This window comes from Frankia sp. CgJB1 (assembly GCF_977947065.1).
In genome coordinates this window covers 1-26,314 of the sequence record NZ_CDWTNB010000043.1, presented here as the reverse complement: position 1 = coordinate 26,314, position 26,314 = coordinate 1, and the positions used below count along the sequence as shown (strand labels likewise).

At 71.5% G+C, this 26,314-nt stretch carries 19 protein-coding genes and 2 pseudogenes; 7 read left to right on the top strand and 14 right to left on the bottom strand.

What is annotated here, in order from left to right; translation table 11 throughout:
* From AC08OT_RS07515 to AC08OT_RS07490, 6 genes are all read right to left on the bottom strand, one after another.
* Window positions 1-1,506: cation:proton antiporter (locus AC08OT_RS07515; RefSeq protein ID WP_476602669.1), on the bottom strand; the 1,506-nt coding region annotated here is incomplete at its 3' end.
* Between the two features lie 380 nt (window positions 1,507-1,886).
* Window positions 1,887-2,876 carry a malate dehydrogenase gene (locus tag AC08OT_RS07510; protein ID WP_476594162.1) on the bottom strand — a complete coding sequence of 330 codons (990 nt, stop codon included), beginning with the start codon at window positions 2,874-2,876 and terminating at the stop codon, window positions 1,887-1,889.
* A gap of 149 nt (window positions 2,877-3,025) precedes the next feature.
* Window positions 3,026-4,363: an ABC transporter substrate-binding protein gene (locus AC08OT_RS07505; protein ID WP_476595635.1), complete on the bottom strand. Its 1,338-nt coding sequence runs from the start codon at window positions 4,361-4,363 to the stop codon at window positions 3,026-3,028.
* A 153-nt stretch (window positions 4,364-4,516) separates the two neighbouring features.
* A complete protein-coding gene (locus AC08OT_RS07500; protein WP_462188883.1) occupies window positions 4,517-4,951 on the bottom strand; it encodes a GlcG/HbpS family heme-binding protein in 435 nt (144 codons plus the stop codon).
* Window positions 4,952-5,127: 176 nt separating this feature from the next.
* Window positions 5,128-5,883 (bottom strand): hypothetical protein, encoded by a 756-nt coding sequence (locus AC08OT_RS07495; RefSeq protein WP_476594164.1) that lies wholly within the window; start codon window positions 5,881-5,883, stop codon window positions 5,128-5,130.
* 275 nt (window positions 5,884-6,158) lie between these two features.
* The gene (locus tag AC08OT_RS07490) at window positions 6,159-6,374 is read right to left on the bottom strand and encodes a DUF397 domain-containing protein (RefSeq protein ID WP_476595638.1); all 216 of its coding nucleotides are present in this window, start codon (window positions 6,372-6,374) and stop codon (window positions 6,159-6,161) included.
* Between the two features lie 1,350 nt (window positions 6,375-7,724).
* On the opposite strand from AC08OT_RS07490, the gene AC08OT_RS07485 reads away from it, so the two are divergent.
* Window positions 7,725-8,591, top strand: coding sequence for a helix-turn-helix domain-containing protein (locus AC08OT_RS07485; RefSeq protein ID WP_476593608.1), 867 nt, complete (start codon window positions 7,725-7,727; stop codon window positions 8,589-8,591).
* An 83-nt stretch (window positions 8,592-8,674) separates the two neighbouring features.
* On the opposite strand, the gene AC08OT_RS07480 is transcribed toward AC08OT_RS07485, so the two are convergent.
* Entirely contained in the window at window positions 8,675-11,260 is a 2,586-nt protein-coding gene (locus AC08OT_RS07480) for an ATP-binding protein (RefSeq protein WP_476593607.1), read from the bottom strand.
* A gap of 547 nt (window positions 11,261-11,807) precedes the next feature.
* Here AC08OT_RS07480 and hrpA point away from each other — a divergent pair.
* Both hrpA and AC08OT_RS07470 read left to right on the top strand, forming a co-directional pair.
* The gene (hrpA, locus tag AC08OT_RS07475; protein WP_476602668.1) at window positions 11,808-15,875 is read left to right on the top strand and encodes an ATP-dependent RNA helicase HrpA; all 4,068 of its coding nucleotides are present in this window, start codon (window positions 11,808-11,810) and stop codon (window positions 15,873-15,875) included.
* Between the two features lie 31 nt (window positions 15,876-15,906).
* A pseudogene (locus tag AC08OT_RS07470) lies at window positions 15,907-16,554 on the top strand (toll/interleukin-1 receptor domain-containing protein); the annotation flags it as partial.
* Window positions 16,555-16,638: 84 nt separating this feature from the next.
* Here AC08OT_RS07470 and AC08OT_RS07465 read toward each other — a convergent pair.
* Both AC08OT_RS07465 and AC08OT_RS07460 read right to left on the bottom strand, forming a co-directional pair.
* Window positions 16,639-16,959, bottom strand: coding sequence for a hypothetical protein (locus AC08OT_RS07465; RefSeq protein WP_476602667.1), 321 nt, complete (start codon window positions 16,957-16,959; stop codon window positions 16,639-16,641).
* 45 nt (window positions 16,960-17,004) lie between these two features.
* A complete protein-coding gene (locus tag AC08OT_RS07460) occupies window positions 17,005-17,688 on the bottom strand; it encodes a hypothetical protein (protein ID WP_476602666.1) in 684 nt (227 codons plus the stop codon).
* Between the two features lie 28 nt (window positions 17,689-17,716).
* On the opposite strand from AC08OT_RS07460, the gene AC08OT_RS07455 reads away from it, so the two are divergent.
* The gene (locus AC08OT_RS07455; RefSeq protein WP_476602665.1) at window positions 17,717-19,051 is read left to right on the top strand and encodes a tetratricopeptide repeat protein; all 1,335 of its coding nucleotides are present in this window, start codon (window positions 17,717-17,719) and stop codon (window positions 19,049-19,051) included.
* Between the two features lie 18 nt (window positions 19,052-19,069).
* Here AC08OT_RS07455 and AC08OT_RS07450 read toward each other — a convergent pair whose 3' ends face one another.
* The 5 genes and pseudogenes from AC08OT_RS07450 to AC08OT_RS07430 all read right to left on the bottom strand — a co-directional run bounded on the left by AC08OT_RS07450 (window position 19,070) and on the right by AC08OT_RS07430 (window position 23,260).
* Window positions 19,070-19,585, bottom strand: coding sequence for a hypothetical protein (locus AC08OT_RS07450; RefSeq protein WP_462187091.1), 516 nt, complete (start codon window positions 19,583-19,585; stop codon window positions 19,070-19,072).
* 355 nt (window positions 19,586-19,940) lie between these two features.
* The gene (locus tag AC08OT_RS07445) at window positions 19,941-20,243 is read right to left on the bottom strand and encodes an SDR family oxidoreductase (protein ID WP_476594653.1); all 303 of its coding nucleotides are present in this window, start codon (window positions 20,241-20,243) and stop codon (window positions 19,941-19,943) included.
* Window positions 20,244-20,319: 76 nt separating this feature from the next.
* Window positions 20,320-20,487: pseudogene (locus AC08OT_RS07440) on the bottom strand (short-chain dehydrogenase); the annotation flags it as partial.
* Between the two features lie 256 nt (window positions 20,488-20,743).
* Window positions 20,744-22,024 (bottom strand): galactokinase, encoded by a 1,281-nt coding sequence (galK, locus tag AC08OT_RS07435; RefSeq protein WP_476594652.1) that lies wholly within the window; start codon window positions 22,022-22,024, stop codon window positions 20,744-20,746.
* Between the two features lie 66 nt (window positions 22,025-22,090).
* A complete protein-coding gene (locus AC08OT_RS07430; protein WP_476602664.1) occupies window positions 22,091-23,260 on the bottom strand; it encodes a UDP-glucose--hexose-1-phosphate uridylyltransferase in 1,170 nt (389 codons plus the stop codon).
* Window positions 23,261-23,487: 227 nt separating this feature from the next.
* Between AC08OT_RS07430 and soxR the strand changes: the two genes are divergently transcribed.
* From soxR to AC08OT_RS07415, 3 genes are all read left to right on the top strand, one after another.
* Window positions 23,488-23,979, top strand: coding sequence for a redox-sensitive transcriptional activator SoxR (gene soxR, locus AC08OT_RS07425; protein WP_476594704.1), 492 nt, complete (start codon window positions 23,488-23,490; stop codon window positions 23,977-23,979).
* 141 nt (window positions 23,980-24,120) lie between these two features.
* Window positions 24,121-24,870 (top strand): NADPH-dependent FMN reductase, encoded by a 750-nt coding sequence (locus tag AC08OT_RS07420; RefSeq protein WP_476594705.1) that lies wholly within the window; start codon window positions 24,121-24,123, stop codon window positions 24,868-24,870.
* Between the two features lie 261 nt (window positions 24,871-25,131).
* A partial coding sequence (locus AC08OT_RS07415) for an ABC transporter substrate-binding protein (RefSeq protein ID WP_476594706.1) occupies window positions 25,132-26,314 on the top strand: 1,183 nt, incomplete at its 3' end.

Here is a 26,314-nt window from a genome sequence, read left to right as displayed (position 1 = left end):
CGGACACTCGGTGTCGTGCGCGGGACCGAACTCCGGGGAGCGTCCGGGCCTCGCGACGGGAATGACGCCCGCCTCCGCGGCACCGACGCCACCGGCACCGCTCGCATGGTGACCGTCCAGCACGAGGCGGCCGCCCGCCACCAGGTGATCGTCCGCCATCAGGCGACCGTCCAGCACAAGGCGGCGCTGTTCCTCGGCAGCGGTCTGCTCAACCTGTCGCATGGCACGGCGCAGGATCGGCGGAGCCATGACCGACGTGACGATCGCGACCAGAACGATGACCGTGTACGTCTCGGTGGAGAGCACCCCCAGCCGCACGCCGACGCTGGCCACCACGATCTCGATGACCCCCCGCGCGTTCATGCCGGCGCCCAGGGCAAGAGCCTCCCAGGGGGTCAGCCGGCTGGCCCGTGCCCCCGCGTACACACCGGCAAACTTGCCGAAGACCGCGACCGCGAGCACGATCACCGCCGCGAGCAGAACCCGGGGTTCACCCAGAGCGATGAGATCGACACGTAGGCCCGCCGTCGCGAAGAAGATGGGCGCGAGCACCGCCATCACCACGATTCGCAACGGGGCGACACTGGCCTGATCCACCAGGCCGGACGACCCGAGGACGACCCCGCCCAGGAAGGCGCCGAGCACCGCCTCCAGCTCCAACGCCTGCGTCCCGGCCGCCGACGCGAGCACCAGCACGGCCACGAAGGCCACGACCGATCCGCTCCTGGCGCCGGGATCGGCGCCAGCCCCAGCCCCGGCACCACTCGTGGCAATGATCCGTCCCAGCACGGCCCGGATGACGACCCGGCCGATCGTCAACGCGAAGATCCCCGCCCCGAGGACGTAAAGCACCGACAACGCCGTGTCGCCCGCCCGGACACCGGTGGTCGCCATCGCGGACACGACCGCCAGCATCAGCCAGCCAACGGCGTCGTCGATGATCCCGCCGGCCAGCGCGAGCTGCCCGACCTTCCGATGGGTCAGACGCATCTCCATGAGCGTCTTCGCCATCACCGGGATGGCGCTCACGCACATCGTCACCCCGAGGAACAGCGCGAAGACCGTCCGGTCGCCGTCGGGGCCCAGCAGGGAGGACGGCATCAGCACGCCGGTGGCGATCCCGAAACCCAACGGCAGGAGCAACCCACCGAGGCTGATCCGGGCGACGGTGAGACTGCGCCGGCGGATGATCCGCGTATCAATCTCGAACCCGCTGAGCGCGACCAGGAAGAGAACGCCGAGCTGTCCCACCGCGTCGAGCAGGTGAAACTGCGCGGCGTCACGCGGAAGCAACCAGTCCGAGAAGGCCGGCCACAGCGTTCCGAGCAATGACGGGCCGAGGAGCACGCCGACGCAGAGTTCCCCGACGATGGCGGGCATCCGCAGGCGCACGGCGAGACGCCCGAGCAGAATTGCCAGACTGAGCAGCACGGCGAGCTGAAGCAGGAACAGCAGCAGGGAATGCGGTGGGATCGAGGGGACGGGCTGGGCGGACGTGAGGGACAATGTCTCTCCTCGGACGTCTCGCCACCATTGACGGCGGCGAGGGCTCCAAGCCGACGACCGACGACCGACGGCCGCATCGGCGACAGGCCAGCCGAGAGCCGGAATCCCGGATCACGGAGACCGGATCACGGATTTCTCGTCATCCCCCGTCGCCCGCGCGCATGCGATTCGGTCGGCTGACGCCGCGGGCGCCGGCACTGGTACCGACGTCCCTCAAGAAGAAACCACAACGGACGCCGGGGAGTCCGCCGTTCGCGTCATCTCCCGCCGCATGGCGCGGAGTTGTGGAGGGGTAATCACGTTTTCCGGGCCGGCAACCGCGACCAGCCCTCCGCGCTTCCCTCCGCTTCACCGGCCTGCGCAGGCGGGGAGAAATCGGCTCAGATGAGGCCGAGCGCGCGGACCGCCTCCCGCTCCTCGGCCAGCTCACGCACCGAGGCGTCGATCTCCTCCCGGGAGAAGGCGTCGAGCTCCAGACCCTGCACGATCTCGAACCGGCCGCCGGACGCGGTGACCGGGAACGAGGAGATGAGCCCCTCGGGCACCCCGTAGGAGCCGTCGGACGGGATCGCCGCCGAAGTCCAGTCGCCCGCCGGGGTGCCGTTGACCCAGGTGAAGATGTGGTCGATGGCCGCGGAGGCGGCCGACGCCGCGGACGATGCGCCGCGCACCTCAATGATCTCGGCGCCCCGCTTGGCGACCCGCGGGATGAACTCGTCGGCAATCCATGCCTGGTCGCCGACCGCCTCGGCGCCGCTGCGTCCGCCCACCTCGGCGTGGAAGATGTCCGGGTACTGGGTAGCCGAATGGTTACCCCAGATCGTGATCTTCTTGATCTCGGTGCTGGGCACGCCGAGTTTCTTGGCGAGCTGCGCGATCGCGCGGTTGTGGTCAAGCCGGGTCATCGCGGTGAATCGCTCGGCGGGCACGTCCGGAGCGTGCGTCTGAGCGATGAGCGCATTGGTGTTGGCCGGGTTCCCGACGACGAGGACCCTGATGTCCTCGGCGGCCCCGCTGTTGATCGCCTCGCCCTGCGGCTTGAAGATCCCGCCGTTGGCGGACAGCAGGTCACCACGCTCCATGCCCTTGGTCCGCGGGCGTGCGCCGACGAGGAGGGCCACGTTGGTGCCCTCGAAGGCCCGTTTGGCGTCGTCGAACACGTCAACCCCCGCCAGTAGCGGGAAGGCGCTGTCCTCGAGCTCCAGCGCCGTGCCCTCCGCCGCCCGCACGGCCTGCGGGATCTCCAACAGACGCAGCTTCACCGGCGTGCCCGCACCCAGCAGCTGGCCCGACGCGATGCGGAACAGTAGCGCGTAGCCGATCTGACCGGCGGCGCCGGTTACGGTGACGTTGACGGGCGTTGAGCTCACTGGCTTCTCCTGGTGCAGATCACGGAAGATCGGGATGCGGCCCGTGTCGTCCTCGTAACGATCCCGAGCCGGCTGGGTAACCGGTCCTGGACTGGAACGTCTTCTGCCGCCCCAGCGATGCTAGTCCGAGGCTAGTCCGAAGTTCTTGGTCAGGAGGCACGGGCGGCGCGGACGCAGCTCACATCGCGGCGCCGCGATGGGGCACGTGCTACCGGCCGATCTCGGTCCCGCACCGTGGTACGGGCGGGACCAGCGCGAAACGTTTCGCGTCCGCGGTGACCTGAAGGCAAGGTGTAGCAACGGGTGATCTGCCCGAAATGGGCGGCGAAGTTGACGGGGGCGGGCAGCAACCCGTCCGCGTCATAGCCGCGCACCGCCCGCAGGCCCCTGATGAACGTCTCCCGGCTGGGACATGGCCCGGCGGCCACCAAGCCGCGCAGGAACATGTCCGCCGAGATCCACCCGGACAGGGCCGCCTGCTGGGCCGGCGGGGACACCTGGGGCGCGTACTCCAGCATGGCCTGCAGGAACCGCTGGTGAGCGGGAGTCTCCTGCTCGAACGGCAGGTAGTCGACGAAACTGTAGACCCCGGCCAGCACTCTGCCGAACAATTGCAGGAGACGCTGGTCGTAGCCGGTGGGCGACAGGATGACCCGCAGATCTGCCCGGGCCACCCGGGCGCCCAGGACCACCTGGCCGAAGGCGGCGCCGGTGACGGCGCCGACCAGGACGTCCGCGCCGCTATCGCGCACCTTCCGGCCGATACCTGGGATGTCGACCGGCCCGGTCGCGTCGATCCGGCCGAGCACCCGCACCCCGGCCGCGGCGAGGCTCAGCGCCATCTTGTCGGCGAGGGTCACGGAGGTCGCCGAGAACCCGGACTGGGCGATGATCGCCCGGTGGCCGCCGCGCTCGGCGACGAACTCACCCCAAGTCGTGACGGACGGCCCGTCGAAGATCATATTCGAGTAGCTGAACATGTTGTCGTTGTGGGTCCAGGCCGCTTCCAGCGAGGTACCGGTCACCGGTATTCGCCGGCTATTGAGATAACCAGCGGAACCACTGGCCACGGAGGTCGACTCGATGATTCCGAACACCTGGTCGTCCTCCACGAGCCCCTGGGCGGCGGCCTGGTTCCCGGCGGGATTCGAGGCGTCATCCCGCCAGACATAGACCACTTTTCGGCCATACACACCACCCGCCTTGTCCGCCACCCCGAGCCGGGCGTCCACCCCGGCCCGGAAGGACCGGAACAGTGACGCCGCGTTTCCGGTGTCCGGATAGAGCAGGCCGAATCTGATCGAGCCCGGACCGACGCCCGGCGCCGCGCAGGCCGGGGGCGCGGTCGGCCTGTCGGTGGAGACCCGGCAGCCGACCGCTCCCAAGACGATCAGGAGACTCACGAGCCCGAGCAGCGCGGCCCGACGGTCCGCACGACGGCGCCGAGGCCGGTGCGGCCCGGCCCCCAGAGCCGTGATGCTCCTCACTCCATCAAGCCTGAACCAGGAGGACCACTCTTCGGTGCCATTCCGTTGATTTTGTGAGATTCACCGAAGATCGATTGCTCCCGGTTTCAGGATCCGATCCCGCTTCGGGCTCCCCACGCGGTACCCCGTGGGGTGCGGCCCCGGTCGGCCAGGTCAGAACGCCGCCGCGGCAGCCCGGGCGATGGCCTGGTCAAGGGGGGCGGGACCACCGCTCACCCCGACGGCCCCCACGATCACCCCGTTCCGCCACAGCGGCAGCGCACCGGGCAGACCCGTGACGACCGGTTCCGCCGGCGACGGACGCTCCCGTCCGACGCGGCCGTCACCCGTGGCAGGTGCCTTGCCGCCAGCGTGTCCCTCGCCACCGGTATGACTGACCAGCTGGGCCGGCGGAGCCCAGGACCGAGCCGCACACGCCTTGTCGACGGAGATATCCGCGGTCTCGAGCCGGGCATTGTCCATCCGGACGTGGGCAACCAGAATTCCGGCGTGGTCAACGACGGCAATGTTAACCGGTTGACCGAGGTGAACCGCATATTTCTCCCCGGCGGCGATGATCCGACGGGCGTCCTCGAGCGATACGGTCATCCGCGACTCTCCCCATAAAGCGGCGTTCCGGTGCGCTTGACCATAGGCCCTGGCTGACTGTCAGGTGGTGGAAGGCGCGCCGCGTAACCACCGTCGCGCATGGCACTCCCGAGTGGCGAACGGCAGGATACAGGTAGACACGGGGTATCCCCGGTTCCCCGGCGGGGAACCGGGGGTCAGGCCGCGGCGACGAACGGGAGGACGGCCTGGGGGCAGCGGTGGATCAACCGGCTGGAGAGATAGCCGCCGCCCAGCAGGTCCAGCAGAGCACCGGCGCCCGGATAATCCAGCCGGCCGACCCGGTGCAGGCCGCGCAGACGCAACAGACCGGGCAAGTGCGCCTCGATGACTCGCTGGTCGGGCCGGGGAGCTCCCTCGAGCCAGGTGTCGAACTGCGCGCCGGTCATGATTTCCCACACAACTGTGTCCGCGACGGCACCGGTGCCGTCGGTGACGGTCACCAGATGGGGTACCCGGATCAGATCGGCGAAGCCGCTGAGATCCGGCCGCACCCCGGCGGTGACGACGTTGTCACCGACCTCCGGCTCGCCGCCGGACCCGGGGGGGCCGCCGGGGGCGGGCGTACCGCCTGCTCCCGGCCGTCTCAGGGCATTGCGCAGATGAGAAGCGAACGCCAAGGCCAGCGCGCTGCGACCGGGCGGGCTGGCATGAGCGTGCAGGACGATGGCGTCGACTGCCGGTGCGCGTAGCCGCTCGGCCGCCGCGCGAACCAGCCAGGCCGGCTCGACCAGGACGAAACTGACCTGCGCGCGCCGCCGCTCCTCGATGGCGTCACCGCCGCCTCCCGACGGGGTCCGCACCCTCATGGACTCGTGAATCCACTGGCAGGTGATGAGCCCGTCGGCACCGGGAAGTGAGAGGAGCGGCAGATCCTCCGAGCTGAAGATCCGTTCAGGGATCGACGTGGGCATGCTGTCTCCGGTCCGGTTGGCCGGGAGCGACGCGAACGCGACCGCGGGCCGCGTGAGCGGGTTGCTAAGTGCAGGAGCGGGGCTGGCACCGTCTCGCCACGTGCCCGCCCGGTCCGGGCGGTCCGGGCGGGCACCGCCCCCCAGACCACAATCGGCCACGGTGCCCACACCGTCCACGACCCGGCGTGGGCTCCCTGTAGGGGGAGCCCACGCAGCGATGGAACGTACCCGCCTCGTCGAGGCTGCCGGAACCGGGAAAGCCATGACGGGCTCAGCTACTGGAGCAGGTTGTCGAAGTCGCCGTCTTTGGCGCCGAGTATCAGAGCCTCGATTTCAGCTCGGGTATACACCAGAGCGGGTCCGTTTGGATGCCGAGAGTTACGGACGGCAACTTCGTCGCCCGGAAGCTTCGCCATTTCGACGCAGTTTCCCTGCGAGTTGCTCCGGCGGCTCTTCTGCCATGTCACGCGCTGCAGCGCCGCGGCAGGCATACCGCTGTAGATCTTGCTTATGTCGATCTCCTGAAGCCCCGGGAAGCCGTGCCGCCACGGCCCCGACCCACGCCGTCCGCTCGCTGTACCACCGACGGGCCAACCATCGACCGCCGACCGACTGCCAGCCAAAACCATGACGGAACACCCCCCGGAAGATCGTCCCACCATGCCAGCGTGTGCGACCGCACGAACTTCAGCTCACGATACAGCACGGTCGGGTGCACGTGCATCAAGCGGGCGACGGACGCCCGGCCCGATGCCTCGCGTTGCCGCGGCCTCCACGCCGAACCAGTCCCAGGACGGCCCCAGGACAGCCCAAAGAAAGATCAATAAAAGATCAAGAGAAGATCGACAACATCTAACGGAAGTGCCAAGGATGTTGATGTAACCACCGAAAGCACTAAAAATCTCATCATAAACACCATAAAAACACCACGAATCTGAGCCCAGCCCGTCCATGGGGCTCCCCGAAGAACCATGGACGGGTCTCGACACCACTAGGCGAAACGTCCGAAAAATCCGAAGAGTGACGAATCCGATCCGTGCACCGGGCACCCGTACGAGGCGGCCGCGGGCCGAGCCAGGAGAAAAAGATCCCCGACCTGGAGGAAAGATGCGCGCTCACGACGGGGCACTCCGGCTCCCCGGACGACGGGAGGCCGGCCGCGCGTGACCTGACTGTGCACAAGGTCATAGCCTCGGCGTAGCGAAAACCGTGGCCCTTCCGGTCTACTCGTGGCTCCGGGGCCCGCGAAATAGCTGTAAAACAACGGGGGACACCTCAACAGCACTCGACGGAGATCGTGCACCAGAACCAGCGCGCCGGCGTGAACCCGGAGAGACCCGCGGCGGGAGGCCGAGGCCTGGAGGAGGGGCGGGACGGTCGGAGAGGCGGCACGACGGAGAGCTGGTGGCCGCGGGGTGGATGCCACGGGGCGGGCGGCCAGGGGACACGTGGCTGCGGGACCGGTCGCCGGGTCCGGGGGAACCCGACGGGAGAGTGGGGGAGGAGCGAAGAGGAGCGGAGCCGTGGAGAGCAACAGTAGGAAGTACACGATCGCCGTCCAGGGCCCGAAGTCCTCACGCCCCCTGGAATCTGGCACCGTGAGAGTGGAATGTCCGGACATATCATCGTCCACACCATTGCGTCCGTACCCGACAGCCGGGGGCATCCTCATCCCCCGTTAAACGGAGACCCGCCGTCGACGCTCCCCGTGAGCGTGTATACAAATAATCCTCACCACGCTAAACACGCGAGTGTCACCCAGACGAGAGAACCAGCCACCCATCCGGAACCAGAAGATCGAGTATCTTACTCTTGTGTTGACCATGGCGAGGGGGCCGACCGTGACGACAGCTCAGCCGGGAAGTGGACCGACCGTACGTCGGATCCTGCTCGGCTCTCAGCTCCGTCGACTTCGCGAGGAGAAGGGCATCAGCCGGGAAACCGCCGGCTACCACATCCGCGCCTCAGAGTCGAAGATCAGCCGGATGGAGCTTGGCCGCGTCAGCTTCAAAGAACGCGACGTCGCCGACCTGCTGACCTTCTATCAGGTCACGGACGATGCAGAGCGCGCCCCATTGCTGGCCCTTGTCCGGGAGGCGAACGCCGCTGGCTGGTGGCAGAACTTCAACGACGTTCTCCCGTCCTGGTTCCAGCCGTACATCGGTCTGGAGGAGGCGGCCCAGCTCATCCGGACCTACGAGCTCCAGTTCATTCCGGGCCTGTTGCAGACCGAGGACTACGCCCGAGCAATCATCACGCAGGGTAGTGATCACCTACCAGCCGACGTCGTCGAGCGCCGGGTTAACGTGCGGCTCAACCGGCAGAAGCTGCTGTACCGTAAGAACCCGCCACGGCTCTGGATAGTCATCGACGAGGCGGCGCTGCGTCGGCCGATCGGCGGGCCGAAGGTGATGCGGGCCCAGATCAAACACCTCATCACCGCGTCCGAGCTACCGAACCTCACTCTGCAGGTGATGCCGTTCTCCTTCGGCGGCCACGCGGCGGAGGGTGGGGCCTTCACGATCCTCCGCTTCCCCGAAATGGACCTGCCGGACGTGGTCTACCTGGAGCAGCTCACCGGTTCCACCTACCTCGACAAGCGCGAGGACGTCGACCGGTACATGGAGGTGTATAACCGGCTCAGTGTCGACAGCACGACCCCGGGTGATACTCCCGAACTGCTACGGCGCATCATCACCGAGCTCTGAACGCGGTTCGCTCCCAGCTCACCGACCGGCTGCTCCGCCGGCCCGCCGGCCTACTACTCGGCCGGCCTGCCGGCCTGCCGGCCCTACTGCTCCGCCATCCCGCCGATCGGCTCGACCCGCCTGGTCGGGTCCGTGACCGCGCTCGCCGGCCAGGTCAGCTCCAGGCTGAGACACCGATCGTCCAGCTCCACCGAGACCTCGATCCCGCCCGGGTCCTCTCCCCCGCAGCCGAGCTGCGGGGGCGGCAGGCCCTGCGGCCAGGGCAGCGAGACGAAAACACTGCCGCCGGCCGGCGTCCACAGGACCGTCATAATCGCCCGGCCGCCTGGGACGGCGGCGAGCACCTCCCGCACCTGATCGGCCACCATGGCCCGCACGGGAGCTGGCGCGAGCCGCAGATCGCCGGACAGCTGGATCTGGACGGTCATTCCCGCAGCCTCGGCGTCGGCGACGACCGCGTCGAGGTCCGCCAGCGCCGACGACGGACCACCCCCGGTGATCATGCGACGGACGGCGGCCGCCCGTATCGCGCACCTGCTCCGAACGGCGGCTTCCCGCGGGTCCAGCCAACCGCCCGCGACTCCGTCGAGTAACGGCAACACCTCCCACCCCACGGTGCGCAACCACTGCGCCCGCTCCCACCTGATCATGGTGAACGCATCCACCTGGGCGGCGACCTCAGCCTCGGCGGCCAGGGCGCGGGCGGTCGTCTCCGCGGTGCCGCGCAGCAGGGGACCCAGCATCGCGGTCACAATCTGCACCCCGCACGCACCGTAGATCAGTACCCCCAGCCGCGCCAGCACCAGCGGTTCGGTGATACCACGCAGGAACACCGCAACGATCATCATGGCGATCGCGACCAGCAGCGCACCCACCCATTCCCAGAGTGGCCGGGAGGCGGTGATGAACGCTAGGAGCAGGGGAAGCACGAGCAACGGCCAGTCCGCGATCCGGACGATGTCCGCGCCGACGGTGTTCGCTATGCCGGCGACGGCGACGGCGACGGCCAGGAACAGCAGCACGGCCGCCTCGGGACCGCTGATCGGCCGACTCCGTCCGCGCCGGACGAAGGCGACGGTGAGCGCGGCCACCAGCAGCCACAGCGCTCCCGCTCCAGCCATCGTCCGCACCCATCCACCCGTGCCGACCAACGGCACGAGCATGATGATCAGCCACAGCCCGGCGATCTGCCCGAGCGCCCGGCGCAGCCCGGCGGCATAGGCGTCGCGTAGCTCGGCGGCGATCGCGGCGACGTCCCGACGATCGCCGACCCGCCCGCCGACCCTTCCGGCCCCGTGATCAGCCCGATCGCCGCGATCATCGCTCGGCTGTGGTCGCGTCACGTGCCCCGTCGTCGCGTCCGGGGCGCGCCACTGCAGTTCCACAACGGTGCCCTGCCCCGGGCGCGCGTCGATGCGGGCGGTCCCGGCGACGTCCACCAGCCGTCCGACGATGGACTCGCGCAGCCCGAGCCGGGCGGGGTCGACCCGCTGCGGGTCGAAGCCGCACCCGGCGTCGGACACCGTCACGATGAGCAGGCCCGGGCCACCGCCGAGGAGCAGCGAGGCACGCCGGGTGCCGGAGTGCCGTTCCACGTTGACCAGCGCCTCGCCGACCGCTCCGACGAAGGCCTCCACAACCACGGCCGGGGGCTCACCGGGAGGTTCCCCCGCGACGGCTGGGAGACGCCGGTCCTCGAGGCTGACCTGCAGCCCCCGTCGAGCGGCGTCGCGGACGGCCTCGGCCAACCGATCGCCGATCGGCGGACCGACCTCGTCGTCCCGGTCGAGCAGGCCGCGCACGGCGGTGAGGCTCTGCGCACATCGACGCCGGGTGAGTGCCACGTCCCGCCCCCCGCCCCAGGCGATGCCGGTCAGGGTGTTCAGCACCGTGTCGTGGATGACTCGCTTCCGTTCCCGGCGGTCGCGGGCGACGGCGAGGACCACCGCCTCGCTGCGGTGCCGGGCCACAACGTTCGCCCAGCGCTGGTCGGCCGTACGGGCGATCCGGCGCAGTCGACCGATCGCCAGCCCGAGTAGACCGGGAATGATCAGCAGCATGGCGGTCTGAGAGAAGACCTGGGGGTTGTGGCCCCAGCCGCCTACGAGAGTGGCGCCGCACAGCGTCAGGAGCAGGACCGACGCGACGGCCGTCGGAAATGTCCAGACCGTCACGATCCCGGCGTTGATGGCGGTCAGGAAGACGAAGTTCCCGCTGTCCCCCACCGAAGCGGGCGGCAACCAGGACGAGGCCGTCAGGGCGAGGACCGTCGACATCGCGACCGTGCTGGTGGTCATCGATCGACGGATCCCGCGTCGCAGGCCGACGACGCAGAAGACGAGACCACCGATGACCGTCAGCCCCGCGACGGCCATCGCCGCCGGCCTGTGGTCGTACCAGCGCCAGACCGCGACGTAGCACGCCGTCAGCAGGACCGCGACCGCCCGCAGAGTAACGAGGACGCGCCCCATGACCTGTTCCAGCGCCTGGTAAGCCCGGCCCAACTCGACGGAGGCTCGGCCCAGCTCGAGCGTGCCCTCCCCGAAGGCGGTCACCGTGCCCGCGGAGGCGGTAGCGGCGGTGCCCGTGGCGGCGGAGGAGGCCGGCGCCGCGAGCGGGACCGGCTCCCGCACCCCGGGCGAGGCCGCCTCCCGCCTGTCGGCAGTCACGCCCTGCTCGGCCCGGGGAGGTCGCCCGGACCAGGGTAGGGGCCGACTTCGCACCTCATCATCATGATGGCTCTGTCCCCTCAGCATCGAGGTTCCTGTCGACGACAAGCTTGCGACGGCATAGAGGCCGCGACGGCGTCGAGCAGCGACCCACCGCCGACCGGGCGGGCCGTTGGCAGGCTACCGGCGGCGCCTCGCCTTGGTCCGCAAAGGACCGGCTCGCCTCTCATCCGTCGGACCGCTCATCCGTCGAAAAGGTAACGGGACGGCCCGACCTCCCATTCGGGGGAGCTAGTCACGGTCCAGGGACCGCAGACCGTGCTCAGGTCCCCAAAATTCGCTGACCGAAAAGTCACCGCCACCGCCCGACGGGCCGGAGGAATGCAACGCCGCCGGGACAGCTGTGTCCTAGGCTTGACGACGTGTGGAAAGGCAGCTCTTGAATCCTCCCGCCACGCCGCCCAGGCCGCAGCCGTCACCACCGGCAGGCCCAGTAGCACCGGCAGGCCCGGTACCACCGGCGGAGCTGTCCGCGCGGCTGACCGGGTTGTCTCCTCGCGACGCCCATCGGCTGGGCCGACGGCTCGCCGAGAGCCGGCGCACCCGCGAGCCCGCCGCGCGCCAGCGGGCCCTACAGGCCATCGCCGCCGAGGTGGACCGGGCGGCGCTGCAGGTGGAGCGGCGCCGGGCCAGCGTCCCGACGCTCGACTACCCCGACATCCTTCCAGTCACCCAGCGCAAGGACGAGATCCTCGCCGCGATCCGGGATCACCAGGTGGTCGTCGTCGCCGGGGAGACCGGGTCCGGCAAGACCACCCAGCTACCGAAGATCTGCCTGGAGCTCGGCCGCGGGATCCGGGCGATGATCGGGCACACCCAGCCGCGCCGAATCGCCGCGCGTACCGTCGCCGACCGCATCGCGGAGGAACTGCGCACCCCGGCTCCCCAGGCGGGCGGCGTCGTCGGCTACCAGACCCGGTTCACCGACCAGGTGCACGAGAACACGCTGGTCAAGCTCATGACGGACGGCATCCTGCTGGCCGAGATCTCCTCCGATCGCCAGCTGCGCCGCTATGACACGCTCATCATCGACGAGGCGCACGAACGCAGCCTCAACATCGACTTTACCCTCGGCTACCTGCGGTCGTTACTCCCCCGCCGGCCGGATCTCAAGATTGTCATCACCTCCGCGACGATCGAGACGGCCCGGTTCTCCGCCCACTTCGCGGACGCCCCGGTCATCGAGGTGTCCGGGCGCACCTATCCGGTCGAGGTCCGCTACCGCCCACTCGTCCCGGCGGCCGACGGACCAGCCGACGGACCGGCCAGCGGCCCGGCCGACGGGCGGAGGACCGGCAGGGAGAACGGTGAGGTCGAGCGCGACCAGACCCAGGCCATCAGCGAGGCGGTCGACGAGCTGTGCGCGGAGGGCTCGGGCGACATCCTGGTGTTCCTCAGCGGCGAACGGGAGATCCGCGACACCGCTGAGGCACTCACCCGCGAGCAGCGGCCGAACACCGAGATCGTGCCGCTCTACGCCCGCCTGTCCGCCGGCGAGCAGCACCGGGTGTTCCAGCCGCACACCGGACGGCGGGTGATCCTGGCCACCAACGTTGCCGAGACCTCGCTGACCGTGCCGGGAATCCATTATGTGATCGACCCGGGCACCGCGCGGATCTCCCGCTACAGCCACCGCACCAAGGTGCAGCGGCTGCCCATCGAACCGATCTCACAGGCCTCCGCCAACCAGCGCAAGGGGCGCTGCGGGCGGACCGCCGACGGCATCTGCATCCGCCTCTACAGCGAGGAGGACTTCGCCGGCCGGCCGGAGTTCACCGATCCGGAGATCCTGCGGACGAACCTGGCCTCGGTCATCCTGCGGATGGCCGACCTCGGCCTCGGCGAGATGGCCACGTTCGGGTTCCTCGCTCCACCCGACCCCCGCCAGATCAGCGACGGCGAACTGCTCCTCGCCGAGTTGGGGGCATTCGACGCCACCGCGGCCGATCCCCGCCACCGGATCACTCCCCTCGGCCGGCGGCTGGCGCAGATCCCGGTGGATCCCCGGCTGGCCCGCATGGTGCTCGCCGCCGACGAGCAGGGCTGCCTGCGCGAGGTGCTCGTCATCGCCGCCGCGCTCGCGATCCAGGATCCCCGGGAGCGCCCGGTCGAGCACCAGCAGGCGGCCGACGCCCGCCACGCCCGGTTCGCGGACCCGACCTCGGACTTCCTGGCGTACCTGAACCTGTGGAACTACCTGCGCGACGCCCGCGGCGAGCTGTCGGCCAACCAGTTCCGGCGGATGTGCCGCACGGAGTTCCTCAACTACCTGCGCATCCGGGAATGGCAGGACGTGCACGGCCAGCTCGCCGCGGTGGCCCGCGGCCTGGGGCTTACCCCCCGGGACGACGGCTCCGGCGCGGCCGATCCACGAACCGATCCACGAGCCGTGCACCAGGCCCTGCTGACCGGGCTGCTGTCGCACATCGGTCGTTACGACCCGGAGCGCCGGGAGTACGCCGGCGCCCGCGGCGGCCGCTTCGCGCTCTGGCCGGGCTCCGCCCTGGCCCGGCGGTCGAACCGCGCCGAGCGCACCGGGCCGACAGCCACGTCGGCAGACCCGACAGCCGCGCTGGCGGACCCGGGGGACCCGGCGGGCGAGGACGCGCCGAAGCGGCCGTCCGGACCACCCGCCTGGGTGATGGCCGCCGAGCTGGTGGAGACCTCCCGGCTGTGGGGCCGCACCGCCGCGCGGATCGACCCGGACTGGATCGAGCCGCGCGCCGCCCACCTGGTGCATCGCACGTACAGCGAGCCGCGCTGGTCGCGCCGGCAGGGCGCGGTGCTCGCCGACGAGAAGGTGACCCTGTACGGGGTGACGATCGTCGCCTCCCGGCCGGTCCAGTACAGCCGGGTCGACCCGGCCCTGTGCCGGGAGCTGTTTCTTCGGCACGCGCTGGTCGAGGGTGACTGGCAGACCCGCCACGCCTTCTTCCACGCCAACCGGGAGCTGCTCGCCGACGTCGAGGAGCTGGAGCACCGGGCCCGGCGGCGCGACATCGTCGTCGACGACGAGACGCTGTTCCATTTCTACGACGAGCGCATCCCCGCGGATATCGTGTCCGCCCGGCACTTCGACGCCTGGTGGCGCAAGGCGCGCCGGACGACCCCGGACCTGCTCGACTTCCCGCGCTCAATGCTCGTCTCCGCGGGCGCCGAGGGAATCACCGAGGCCGACTACCCCGACGTTTGGCAGGCGGGCGACCTCGCGCTGCCGCTGAGCTACCAGTTCGAACCGGGCTCGGCGGCCGACGGGGTCACCGTGCACATCCCGCTGGCCGTGCTGAACCAGGTCGGCGCCGAGGGCTTCGAATGGCAGGTGCCGGGGCTGCGCGAGGAGCTCGTCACCGCCCTCATCCGGGCGCTGCCGAAGGCGGTGCGGCGCAGCTTCGTCCCGGCGCCGAACTACGCCAAGGCGGTCCTGGCGAACATCACGCCACGCCAGGTGCCCCTGCTCACCGCGGTGGAACACGAGCTGCGCCGGATGGGCGGGCCGGAGATCCCGCGCGACTCCTGGTCGCTGACGGGTGTGCCGGATCACCTGCGGTTCACCTTCCGGGTGGAGGACGCCGGCGGGCGGGTGCTGGCCGAGGGCAAGGACCTCGACGCCATCAAGGAGCGGCTGCGCCCGAGGACCCGGGAGGCCGTCGCCGCCGCGGCGGACGGCCTCGAGCGGGCCGGCCTGCGGGCGTGGGGGGACCTCGGCGCCCTGCCGAAGATCGTCGAGCTGTGCCGCGGCGGCAACGCGGCGGGCGGCCACGTGGTGAAGGCGTTCCCGGCGCTGGTTGACGAGGGCGGTTCGGTCGCGGTGCGGGCCGCCGGCACCGAGGCCGAACAGCGCCAGCTGATGTGGGCCGGCACCCGGCGCCTGGTGCTGCTGGGCGTCCCCTCCCCGGTGCGCGGCCTCAACGCCCGGCTGTCGAACGTCGCGAAGCTGGCCCTGAGCCACAACCCGCACCGCGACGCCGCCGACCTGCTGGACGACTGCGTGCGGGCCGCCGCCGACCGGTTGATCGCCGCGGCCGGCGGGCCCGCCTGGGACGAGGCGGGCTTCACCGCGCTGCTTGCCGCGGTACGCGCGGGGCTGCCTGAGGCCGCCTTCGAGGTGGTCCGCGAGGTTCAGCAGGTGCTCGGCCTCGCCCACGCGGTCGATCTGGCGCTGCGCGAGCTGCGTGCCCCGGCGGTGGCGGCGTCGGTGGCCGACGCGCGCGGCCAGCTCACCTCGTTGATCTACCGGGGATTCGTCACCGACACCGGGGCCGACCGGCTGGCGGACCTCGTCCGCTACCTGACCGCGCTGGAACAGCGGCTGGAGCGGCTGCCCCGCGATCCCGGGCGGGACAGGCTCAACACCGCGACCGTCGGGCGCGTCCAGGACGCCTATCGGGAGCTGCTCGCCACCGTCCCCGCCGGCCGGGAGCCGGCGCCCGAGATCCGGCGCCTCCGCTGGATGATCGAGGAGCTGCGGGTGAGCCTGTTCGCGCAGAGCCTGCGCACCCCGTACCCGGTTTCCGAGGAACGCGTCTACCGAGCGATCGACGCCATCCTCGGTTAATCCGTTTCGGTGACTATGCCATGCTGGGACGGTGACCGGCGGGGGCGATGGGCACGGCGCTCCCGACTGTTTCGTGTCGTACGCGGACGACGGGCGGGCCTGGGCCGAATGGATCGCCGGGACGTTGGAGGATGCCGGCTACCAGGTCCTGCTTGAGTCCTGGGCGCCGGCGGGGACGCACCGGGTGGGGTGGCTGGACCGGGCGGTGAGCCAGGCCCGGCACACGGTCGCGGTGGTCTCTGACGGCTACCTGCGCTCCTCGCCCGCGGTCGCCGAATGGGCGGCGGCGTGGTCGGCCGACCCGACCGGAGGCGAACGCCGGCTGCTGGTGACCAGGGTGGCGGACCGGCCGCTGCCCGGCCTGCTCGGCCAGCTCGTCCCGGTCGACCTGTTCGACCGCAGCGAGATCGCCGTCCGGACCAGCCTGCTCGCGGCCCTGCGTGGCGACCGGCCACAGCCGGAACAGCCGCCGGGCTTCCCCGGCCGGCGGGGGATCTTCCCGCCGGAGCTGCCGGCGGTGTGGAACGTGCCGGACCAGCCCGCCCGGTTCGTCGGCCGGACGGCCGCGCTCGCCCGGCTCGACGAGGCGCTGTCCCGCTCGCCGCTGGTCACCGTGACGGGAATCGCGGGGATCGGGAAGACCAGCCTGGTCACCGAGTACGCCCGCCAGCACCGGGCGGATCTCGACGCCGTGTGGTGGGTGCCGGCGGAACGCCCCGAGCTGATCGGCGAGCGGGTGCGCGAGCTCGCCCCGGCGGTGGGCCTACCCGGCCACGCGGAACCGGCCGCCGTGATCGCGAACCTCGGCCGGGCCGACGGCCGCTGGCTGATCGTGCTCGACGACGCTGCCGACGCCGACACGCTGCCGGCCTGGCTGCGGCCCGCCGACCCCGGCCGGCTGCTGCTGACCTCCCGCAACCCCGGCTGGGACCATCTCGGCCCGGTCGTGCCGGTCGGACCGATGGACCGGGCCGAGTCCGTCACCCTGCTCGCCGGCCGGCTGCCCGCCGTCGAACGGACGGTCGCCGATCGGATCGCCGAGCGGCTCGGGGACCACCCGCTCGCCCTCGACCAGGCCGCCCACCGCATCAGCACCGGCCGCACCCCCGCCGAGACCTACCTTCAGGTGTTAATCGACCGGCCGGAGGTCCTCCTGGCGCAGGGGGAGGTGAGCGGGCGGCCCGGGGCCACCGCCGCCACCCTCTGGGACGAGCCGATCCGCCGGCTCGACGCCGAGGCACCGGCCGCCGGCCACCTGCTGCGGATCGTCGCGCACGGCGACAACGAACCGATCCCGATCCGGCTGTTCACCGCCGAGCCGGACGTGATCCCCGATTCCGGGCTGCGGGCGGCGGCCGGCGACCCGCTCGCCCTCGCCGACACCGTCGGCGTCCTGGAGCGGTACGGCCTGGCCCACCGCGACGCGGACACCGTGACGATGCACCGGCTGGTGCGGGCCGCCGTGCACACCCACACCAGCCCCGACCAGGCCGACGAGATCGTCGCGACCATGACCCGGATGCTGCGCGCGGCCCTGCCCGACGCCGTCACGGCCAACCCGGAAGCCTGGCCCGCCTGGCGGGAACTGCTCCCGCACACGCTCGCCGTGCTCGACGCCACCGCCACCGACCCCACCGACGCCGACCCCATCGACGCCGACGCCACCGACCGTCTGGAGGCCGACGGTCCGGAGGCCGCCTGGCTGGCGGAACGCTCGGCGGCCTACCTGCTCGAGCAGGGCCGGGCCGACCAGGCCCTCCCCCTCGCGGCCTGCGCCCTGGCCGCCCGCGAGCGGCTCGACGCACGTCGACACCCTGGCTTGCCGGGAGACCCTCGCACAGGTGACCCTCGCCGCCGGCCGGATCGACGACGCCGGCCGCCTAGCCGAGCGCACCGTCGCCGACCGCGAACGCGTCCTCGGCCCCGAGCACCCCGCCACCCTGGTCAGCCGGGACACCCTCGCCTGGGCGTTCCAGAAGGCCGGCCAGGTCGACCACGCGGTCAATCTGTTCCAGCGTACCCTCGCCGAGCGAGAACGCGTCCTCGGCCCCGAGCACCCCGACACCCTGGAAGGCCGGCACAGCCTTGGCCGCGGCGACGAGGCGGCCCGGCTGCTGCGGGACACCCTCGCCGACCGGCGGCGGATCCTCGGCCCGGAGCACCCCGCCACCCTCGACACCCGCCACAGCCTCGCCGTCGCCTACCGCCGGATCGGGGCGGTGGGCGACGCCGTGCCGCTGTTCGAGCAGACCCTCGCCGCCCGCGGACGGGTCCTCGGCCCCGAGCATCCCGCCACCCTCGGCAGCCGCCACCAACTCGCCGTCACCCACCACCAGGCCGGACGGCTCGACGACGCCACGCGCGAGTTCGGCCGCGCGCTGACCGGCCGCGAGCGCACCCTCGGCCCCGACCACCCCGACCACCCCGACACCCTCGAAACGGTCGACGGACTCGCCCGCGCCCACCTGCGGGCCGGACGACTCGATGACGCCGCACGCGAGTTCGGCCGCGCGCTGACCGGCCGGGAACGCGCCCTCGGCCCCGACCACCCCGAGACCACCGAGACCCGCGAGAACCTCGCCACCGCCCACCTCAGGCTGGGCCGGCCCGGCGAGGCCATCCCCCACCTCGAACGCGCCCTCGACCGCCACGAGCACGTCCTCGGCCCCGCGCACCCCCACACCGTCGAGACCCGGGACACCCTCGCGACGAGCTACCGGCGCACCGGGCAGCTCGAGGCGGCCGTGCCGCTGCTCGAACGACTGCTCGCTGACCGGAGCCGGGCACACGGCGTCGGCGACGCACGCACTCTACGCACCGCCGACGAGCTCACCGAGGTCTACCGGACCACCGGCCGGCTTCCGCAGGCCGTCGACCTGAACGAACGTGTTCTCGCCGTCCGCGAGCAGCTCCTCGGCCCCGGCCACCCCGATACCCGCGCCACCCGGGGCGCCCTCGCCGACACCTACCGCCAGGCCGGCCGGCCCGCCGACGCCGTCCCCCTCTACCGCGCCGCGCTCACCGACGCGCTACGCGAGCACGGCCCGTTCCATCCGGACAGCACCCGGGCCCGTCGCACCCTCGCCGACACTGTCGACCAGGCCCGCCACGACCGGCCGCCCCTTCCCGAACGGCCGATCCCGGCCGAGCCGAGGTTCCGCCACCGCGACCCCTAACCGACCTCGGCCCGCCGGTCACCGCGGGTCAGCCGATCCGTCGGACGCGGCCGGCTCGTCGGGCTCGACGGGCGGAAACCGATCAAGCAGCTCCAGCTTGCGGAGCAGCGCCTCGTCCGCCGCCCCCCGCGCCGGCCGCCCGCCCTCCGCCACCGCCCGCTCGCGGTCCTCCTCCCAGCGCCGTGCCTCCTCCCGAGCCAACTCGGCGTTCATCTGCTCCCGTGCTTCCCGCCAGTACTCCTCGATCCGCTTCTGGTTCTCCCGCCGCTCCTGTTCGGCGGCAAGCTCATTCGTCAACTCCTGGCCATGCCGCGCGTTCCATACTCGGGAGAACGAGCCGTCCCAGTCGACCGGACGGAGGTCGAACCTGCCCTCAAACGTCGCCCGAGCCTCATCCGCCCCCGTATCGGCGTCGCGCCCCGCGTCGGCATCGGGCGCCGGCTGCCCGGACGGTTCCCGACCGGCTGGCGGCCGCGCCCCCGATTCACGCTCGGCCGCAGATTCACCTGACGGGCCAGCGGTTTCCTCGGACATCACAGTCTTCTCCCGTCCCTGAGGCTCCCAGTCATGATCCCACCGCTACCGGCCCGCCGTGCCCCACCACGATCCCTCCAGGGGTGATCAGCGACCCGCCTGTCCTCGATATCCAACAGTCGGACACAACCGTTGCGATCCTTCCAGGGATGATCAGCGACCCGACCCCGAAAGTAAAGTCGCAGGTTGAAGGCATGATCGGCGGTGGATCGTGGACCGATTCTGCAGCGATCCGGCGGTAGTGCAACGGCCCAGGTCAGAGCCATGATCGGAATTTTAGAGTATCGAGTCCTGGTTGCCTATCTCGACGCCGAGCCACTCCATCCCCTATCTGCTGGACGGGCCAGGTGGACCTTCAGCGGTGTGGCTGTTGACCGGTGGGCCGGACGACGATCTCGTTGATATCGACGGTGTCGGATTGCTCGAGTGCGAACAGGACCGCACGGGCGACGTCAGTGGTGCCGAGTTTCGAGTCGGTGGCCCGGTCGGGCGATGTTTCGCCGGCTTTAACGAGTCCCGGCTGGATGAGGGTGACACGCACGCCGGTACTGGTGACCTCGGCTCGGATGGACTGGGCCATGGCGGTGACGGCCCACTTGGTGGCGGAGTAGAGCTGCCCGGGGACGGTGATGCGGCCGGCCACCGAACCGGTGAGCACCAAGTGCTCCCCGGAACTGCACGAGGGTGGGCAGGGTGGCCCGGGCGACGAGGGCGGTTCCGTAGACGTTGGTCAGCACCATCTCGCGCCACTGCTGCGGGGATCCGGTGCCGCGCAGGAAGGAGGTGGCGGTGAAGGAGCCGGCGTTGGCGAACACCGCGTCGAGTCGGCCGAACGCGCCGTGGGCGAGCGTGGGCAGAGTGGTGACCTGGTCCCAGTCGCTGATGTCGCAGAGGGCTGCCACGGCCCGGGCTGGGCCGCCCAGTTCCGCGGCAAGTTCGTGAAGGGCTATGGTGAGAGCGGGCGGCGAGGATGAGGCGCCACCCTTTGCTGGCGGCGAGTCGCGCTGTTGCGGCGCCGATGCCGGAGGAAGCCCCTGTGATCAGGAGAACGGATGTGGTCACGCTGATAGATCGTGCCGGTTGAGGTGGTCAGTCAGGTTTTGGGGTGCGGCGGCTGACGTCGACGGCGTAGCTGGTGGGACGGACGTTCCCCGGTCGCTACCCGAGGTCCAGGACGGACGTGCCGGCGACCGCCGAGCAGACGTGCAGCACGGCCCACCGGCCGGTGAGTGCGGCATACGCCGGTTCGAACGCCTCGGTGAAGGCGGTCAGCCGGGACCGGTCGACGAGGGCCACCGCACAGCCCGCGAAACCACCGCCGGTCATCCGGGCGCCGAAGCACCCCGGAGCCGCCGAAGCCGCCTGGACCGCCGCATCGAGTTCCGGACCCGACACCTCGAAGTCCTCCCGGATCCCGCGATGCCCCGCCAGCAACAGCCGCCCGGCCGTTGGGGCATCGCCCGCGCGCAGTGCCGCGGCGACGGCGTCGACCCGGGCGTTCTCGGCGACGACGAACCGGGCCCGGCGCAGCGCGACCGGGTCCAGACCGGTCCCGCCGGCCGCTCCGCCCGGCCGGGTTGTCCCATCCGACCGGGCGGACCTGCCGAGCCGGGCCACCGCCTCGTCCATCGACCGGGGCGTGAGGTCCCGCAACGCGGCGACGCCCAGCGCCCGCGCCGCCCGCTCACACTCCGCCCGTCGGGTGGCGTACTCGCTGGTCACCACCTGTCGGCGCGAGCCGGTGTCGATGACCACCACGGCCAGCCCGCCCGGCAGCGGCACCGGCTCGGTCGTCAGCGTGCGGCAGTCGATCCGCAGCGCGTGGCCGGCCACGCCCGCGGCGCAGGCGAGCTGGTCGAGCAGGCCCGTCGCCGCCCCCACCCAGAGGTTCTCCGCCCGCTGGGCGAGCAGCGCGAGCTCCGTCGGCGAGGGCGTCAACCCGGCGAGATGCGCACCGGCCAGGGCGACGGCCAGCTCCAGCGCGGCCGAGGAGGACAGTCCCGCGCCGACGGGGATGTCGCTGGCCAGCGTGCCACGCCAGGGCACCGGGCCCCCTCCGGCCGGGAAGCCTGACCCGGCGGCGGCACGGGAGGCCGACTCGGCGGCCAGCATCACCGCGACGCCTTCGACATACCGGACCCATCCGGGTGCCCGGGCGGACACCGGGGTATCGAGGCCCGGCGGCGGCAGCGGGATCACGGCGGGCACCGCATCCTGCTCGGACACCAGCCGGAGCTCGGGTGCCTCGTTACGGCGCAAGGCGATGCACAGCTCCCGGTCGATGGCCACCGGAAGACAGAAGCCGTCGTTGTAGTCGGTGTGCTCGCCGATGAGGTTTACCCGGGCGGGCGCGCGGACGAGGTGGGTGGGCCGCTCTCCGTAGGTCTCGACGAACGCGCGCACCGCACGCTCGGTGGCCGGATGCTCGGTGGCTCTCATGACGCCAGTGTCGGGGAGTCGTGGGCCCTGCGGCACGCGGGATGACCACGGCCGCGCGGGCTCGGCTCAGGTCCGGTGCGCGGCGACGGGAGCCATGACGGCGCGCAGCCGGTCCGCGGCGGCCTCCGGGGTGAGGTCGCGCTGCACGTCGGCGAGCATCTCGTAGCCGACCTGATGCTTGCGAATGGTCGGGGAGCGCAGCAACGGCGGATAGACGTGGGCGTGCAGCTGCCAGAACGCCGCGGGTGGATCGCCGGGTCCCCGGCCAGGATCAAGGTCCGGCCCCGGCCCTGGTCCCGGCCGGGGTCCGGGCGCGGGATGCGGCCCGGGAGCCCCGTGCCAGCCCATCGAGAACGGGAAGGGATGGTCGAACAGGGCGTCGTAACCGGTGAGGAGGCGGCCGAGCAGGCGGGACAGCCCGTCCCGCTGGTCGTCGGAGAGCGCGGCGAGGCGGTCGACCGGATGCCGGGGCAGGAGCAGGGTCTCGAACGGCCACAGCGCCCAGAACGGCACGACGACGAGCCAGTGCTCCTCCGCCAGGATCACCCGCTCCCCCGCCGCCGTCTCGATCTCGGCGTAGTCCATCAGCAGGGAGCTGCCAGACCGGGCGAAGTGCTCCCGCTGCCGCGCGTCCTCGGCGGCCGGCTCGTCGGGCAACACGTCGCAGGCCCAGATCTGACCGTGGGGGTGCGGGTTCGACGCGCCCATCGCGGTGCCGCGGTTCTCGAAGACCTGCACCCAGCGCCAGGTGCGGGAGAGTTCCTCCTCCTGCGCCGCCCAGGTGTCCACGACCGCCCGGACCTCGGCCGGAGTCATGTCGACGAGCCCGCGATCATGACGAGGGCCGAAGCACACGACCCGGCACGTCCCCCGGGCCGGTTCGCTGCGCAGCAGGCCCGATCCGGGACCCGCCGGCCACACCGGAGCCGGGTCGGCGGGCAAGTCGACGGGCGGGCCGACGGGCGGGGCGACAGGCGGGGCGGCGGGCCGGACCGGGTCGGGACGCAGCGCCGGGAAGTCGTTGGTGAACACGTAGGTACCGGAGTAGGAGGGGTTGCGTTCACCGCCGGCCCGGAGGTTGCCCGGGCAGAGGTCGCATAGAGGATCATGGGCGACCGCGGCCGGCACCGGCGGTGGTTCCTGACCGCCGTGCCACGGTCGCCGCGTCCGCCCCGGCGAGACCAGAACCCAACGGCCGGTGAGCGGGTTGAACCGCCGATGCGTGATGTCGTCCATCGCGACGAAGCCTGCCATGGGCGGCGACCGCGGCAAACGCGCTGCCGGGACGGCCGGGGGTGATCCCCATTACCACGGAACCGGGGCGTGACGAGGGGCGACGAGGGGCAACGAGGGGCGGCGAGACGTAACGAGGCGTGACGAGGCATGACGGCCAGCCCGTCGCGGCGCCGCCGGGTTCCGGGAACCTCATGTTGAGTTCAACTTCAACACCATAGTCTGCGGGCATGCTTCCTACCGATCTGATGACCGTGGGTGAGCTCTCGCAACGAAGTGGCTTCGCCGCGTCGGCGCTGCGCTTCTACGAACAGCGGGGCCTGTTCACCGCCACCCGGACCTCGGGTGGGCAGCGCCGGTACGAGCGCCATGTCCTGCGGCGGCTGGCGTTCATCCGCGCCGCCACCGCGGTCGGGCTCAGTCTCGACGAGGTGCGAGAGACCCTGTCGTCGCTGTCCGAGTCGCGCACGCCGACCAAGGCGGACTGGTCCGCGGTCTCGCGGCGGTGGCGCGGCCGGCTGGACGACGAGATCGCGGCTCTGGTCGCGCTGCGTGACGGACTCGACTCGTGCATCGGCTGCGGCTGCCTGTCGCTGCTTCGCTGCCGCATCTCGAATCCGCACGACCGGATCGCCGAGCTGGGGCCGGGCGCCCGCGCGCTGCCGGCCGCGCTGCGCCGGACCCGCAACCCCCTCGATCGGTGTGGTCAGCCCGTCCGATAGGACATCGGCTAGGACATCCGCGATAGGACAGACGCGACGGCACGCGGGTGGCGGTCCATCGCCGGACCGACATGAGCCAGATCCGAGACGCCGGACCGAGACGCCGGACCAGGACGCCTGGATCCGGGACGAGGAGGGGTAGTGGGAGACACATTCGGCATGTTCCAACCGGGTGCCAGCAACGGCGAGCCGAGGAGCGGGCGCAGCCAGACGGGCAGCCAGACGGTCGGTACGGGTCCCGTCTCCGGGCGGCCCAGCCGGGTCTCGGCGCACCGTTCGCCCGACATGCCGCCGGACGGTCCCGGTCCGGTGCGGGCCCGTCGCCGCCGCCCGTTAATCGTCGGCATCGGTGGCAGCAGCCGGGCGAACTCCACCACCCACCAGGCCCTGGCGACGGTGCTGGCGATGATGGGGCAGGCCGGCGCGGAGACGATGCTGCTCGGTGCGGCGGACCTGGACCTGCCGATGTACGCGCCGGAACGCCAGGAACGTCCCGCCGCGGCGCTGCGCCTCCTCGCCGCCGTCGAACGGGCCGACGGCCTCGTGATCGCGACTCCCGGTTACCACGGCGGGACGTCGGGCCAGGTCAAGAACGCCCTGGACTATCTGGAGGACCTGCGCGGCGCGCCCTGGCCCTACCTGGACGGCCGGGCGGTCGCACTGATCGTCGGAGCCCGGGGCACGCAGGCGGCCGGGACGACACTGACGGCCCTGCGCTCGACGGTGCACGCCCTGCGCGGCTGGCCGACCCCGCTGGGAGTCACCCTGAACACCGCGGTGCCGCTCTTCGACCCGCACGGGCGAGTACTCGACCCAACCGTCGCGGCCCGCCTGGAGACCCTCGCCGACCAGATCATGGGGTTCACCTATGCCTGGTCCCAGGTGCTCTGAGGTGCTCTGAGGTGCTCTGACGCCGAGACACGACCCCGCGCCGCGGCCCGTGCGGGTCCCGGCTAACCCGGGCGTATCCGTCCTGAGCAGGCAGGTCTACCGTGGCGGGGCCCGGCAGGGGACAGCGGGCTCGGCAGGGGACAGCGGGCTCGGCAGGGGACTGGAACACGGGACGCATGACGAGGCACGCACGACGAGGAGGCGGCACGGTGGGGACGACGGCACGGGCTCCGGCGGCTCGCCGCGGCGGTTCTGGGCGCCGTGCTGGCGGGCACGCTCGCCGCGTGCGGTGGCGACTCGGACGGCGAAGCCACCGGCACCTCCTCGGCCGGATCGACGGTCAAGCTGATGATCATCGCCCCGGTGGGCACGTCCGGGACGAACTACCCGGAGATGGTGGCCGCCGCCCGGGCCGCCGTGCGCGGAGTCAACGCCCGGGGCGGGATCGCCGGCCACCGGGTCGAGCTCGTGCACTGCAACGAGAAGAACGACGCCGCCATGGCCAGGAAGTGCGCCCAGCAGGCGGTGGATCAGCACGTGCTCGCGGTCGTCAGCGAGGTCAGCGGCTCGGGCGGGATCATGCCCATCCTGGAGAACGCGGGGGTCCCGTCCATCGGTTCGGCCGGGATCTCGGCCGACGGATCCGAGCTCAGCTCCCCGATCAGCTACGTCATCAGCCCGCTGACCCTCTACCCCGCGGTCTGCCCGTCGTTGCTCGCCAAGGCGGGGGCCACCCGCCTCGGGCTGGTCGGCTACGACCTCAGCGCCAGCGACCGGCTCATCATCATGGCCGAGGGCGGCGCGAAGGCGGTAAACCGTCCGATCAATCCGAAGATCCGTATTCCGATCACAACGAGCGACTTCACCCCGGCGATCTCCCAGCTCACCCGGTCCGGTGCCGACGGAGCCGTGCTCGTCGTGTTCGACCAGGCCGCCTATGCGGTGATCTCCCAGGCCGGCCAGCGGGTCCGGACCTGCCACGCGGCCGGAACCCTCTCGCCGAAGTACCTGTCGACGCTCGGTCCGGCCGCGGACAACCTCGTGGTCGCGACCGCGTTCCCCGAGCTGAGCCAGGCCGGCCAGTTCCCCGAGGTCGCCCGGATGATCTCCGAACTGGACGCCGAGCAGGCCGGCGGGGACGCGGACGCGGCCCCCGCGCTGCGCACCACGACGACCACCACCGGCGCGTGGCTGTCCGTGCAGATCGCCGAGAAGGTGGGCAACAAGGTGTCCGGCGAGCTCACCGCCCGCACCCTGCTCGACCAGCTCAACCGGACCACCGACCTGGACCTGGGCGGCATCGTCCCGCGGCTGAACCTCACGGCGACGACGCCGATCCCCGGGGCGGAACGGATCTTCAATACCACGCTGCGGGGAGCCCGGTGGGACAGCGCGTCGAAGAGCTTCGTGCCGCTCGGCCCGGAGACCTGCTCGGCCTCGTTCT

Excerpts from the sequence above, each read along its gene's own strand:
- AC08OT_RS07495 (WP_476594164.1), bottom strand. The coding sequence starts at position 5,883 with ATGCCCACGTCGATCCCTGAACGGATCTTCAGCTCGGAGGATCTGCCG.
- AC08OT_RS07430 (WP_476602664.1), bottom strand. The coding sequence starts at position 23,260 with ATGGACGACATCACGCATCGGCGGTTCAACCCGCTCACCGGCCGTTGG.
- AC08OT_RS07490 (WP_476595638.1), bottom strand. The coding sequence starts at position 6,374 with ATGCCTGCCGCGGCGCTGCAGCGCGTGACATGGCAGAAGAGCCGCCGG.
- AC08OT_RS07500 (WP_462188883.1), bottom strand. The coding sequence starts at position 4,951 with ATGACCGTATCGCTCGAGGACGCCCGTCGGATCATCGCCGCCGGGGAG.
- AC08OT_RS07450 (WP_462187091.1), bottom strand. The coding sequence starts at position 19,585 with ATGTCCGAGGAAACCGCTGGCCCGTCAGGTGAATCTGCGGCCGAGCGT.
- galK (WP_476594652.1), bottom strand. The coding sequence starts at position 22,024 with ATGAGAGCCACCGAGCATCCGGCCACCGAGCGTGCGGTGCGCGCGTTC.
- soxR (WP_476594704.1), top strand. The coding sequence starts at position 23,488 with ATGCTTCCTACCGATCTGATGACCGTGGGTGAGCTCTCGCAACGAAGT.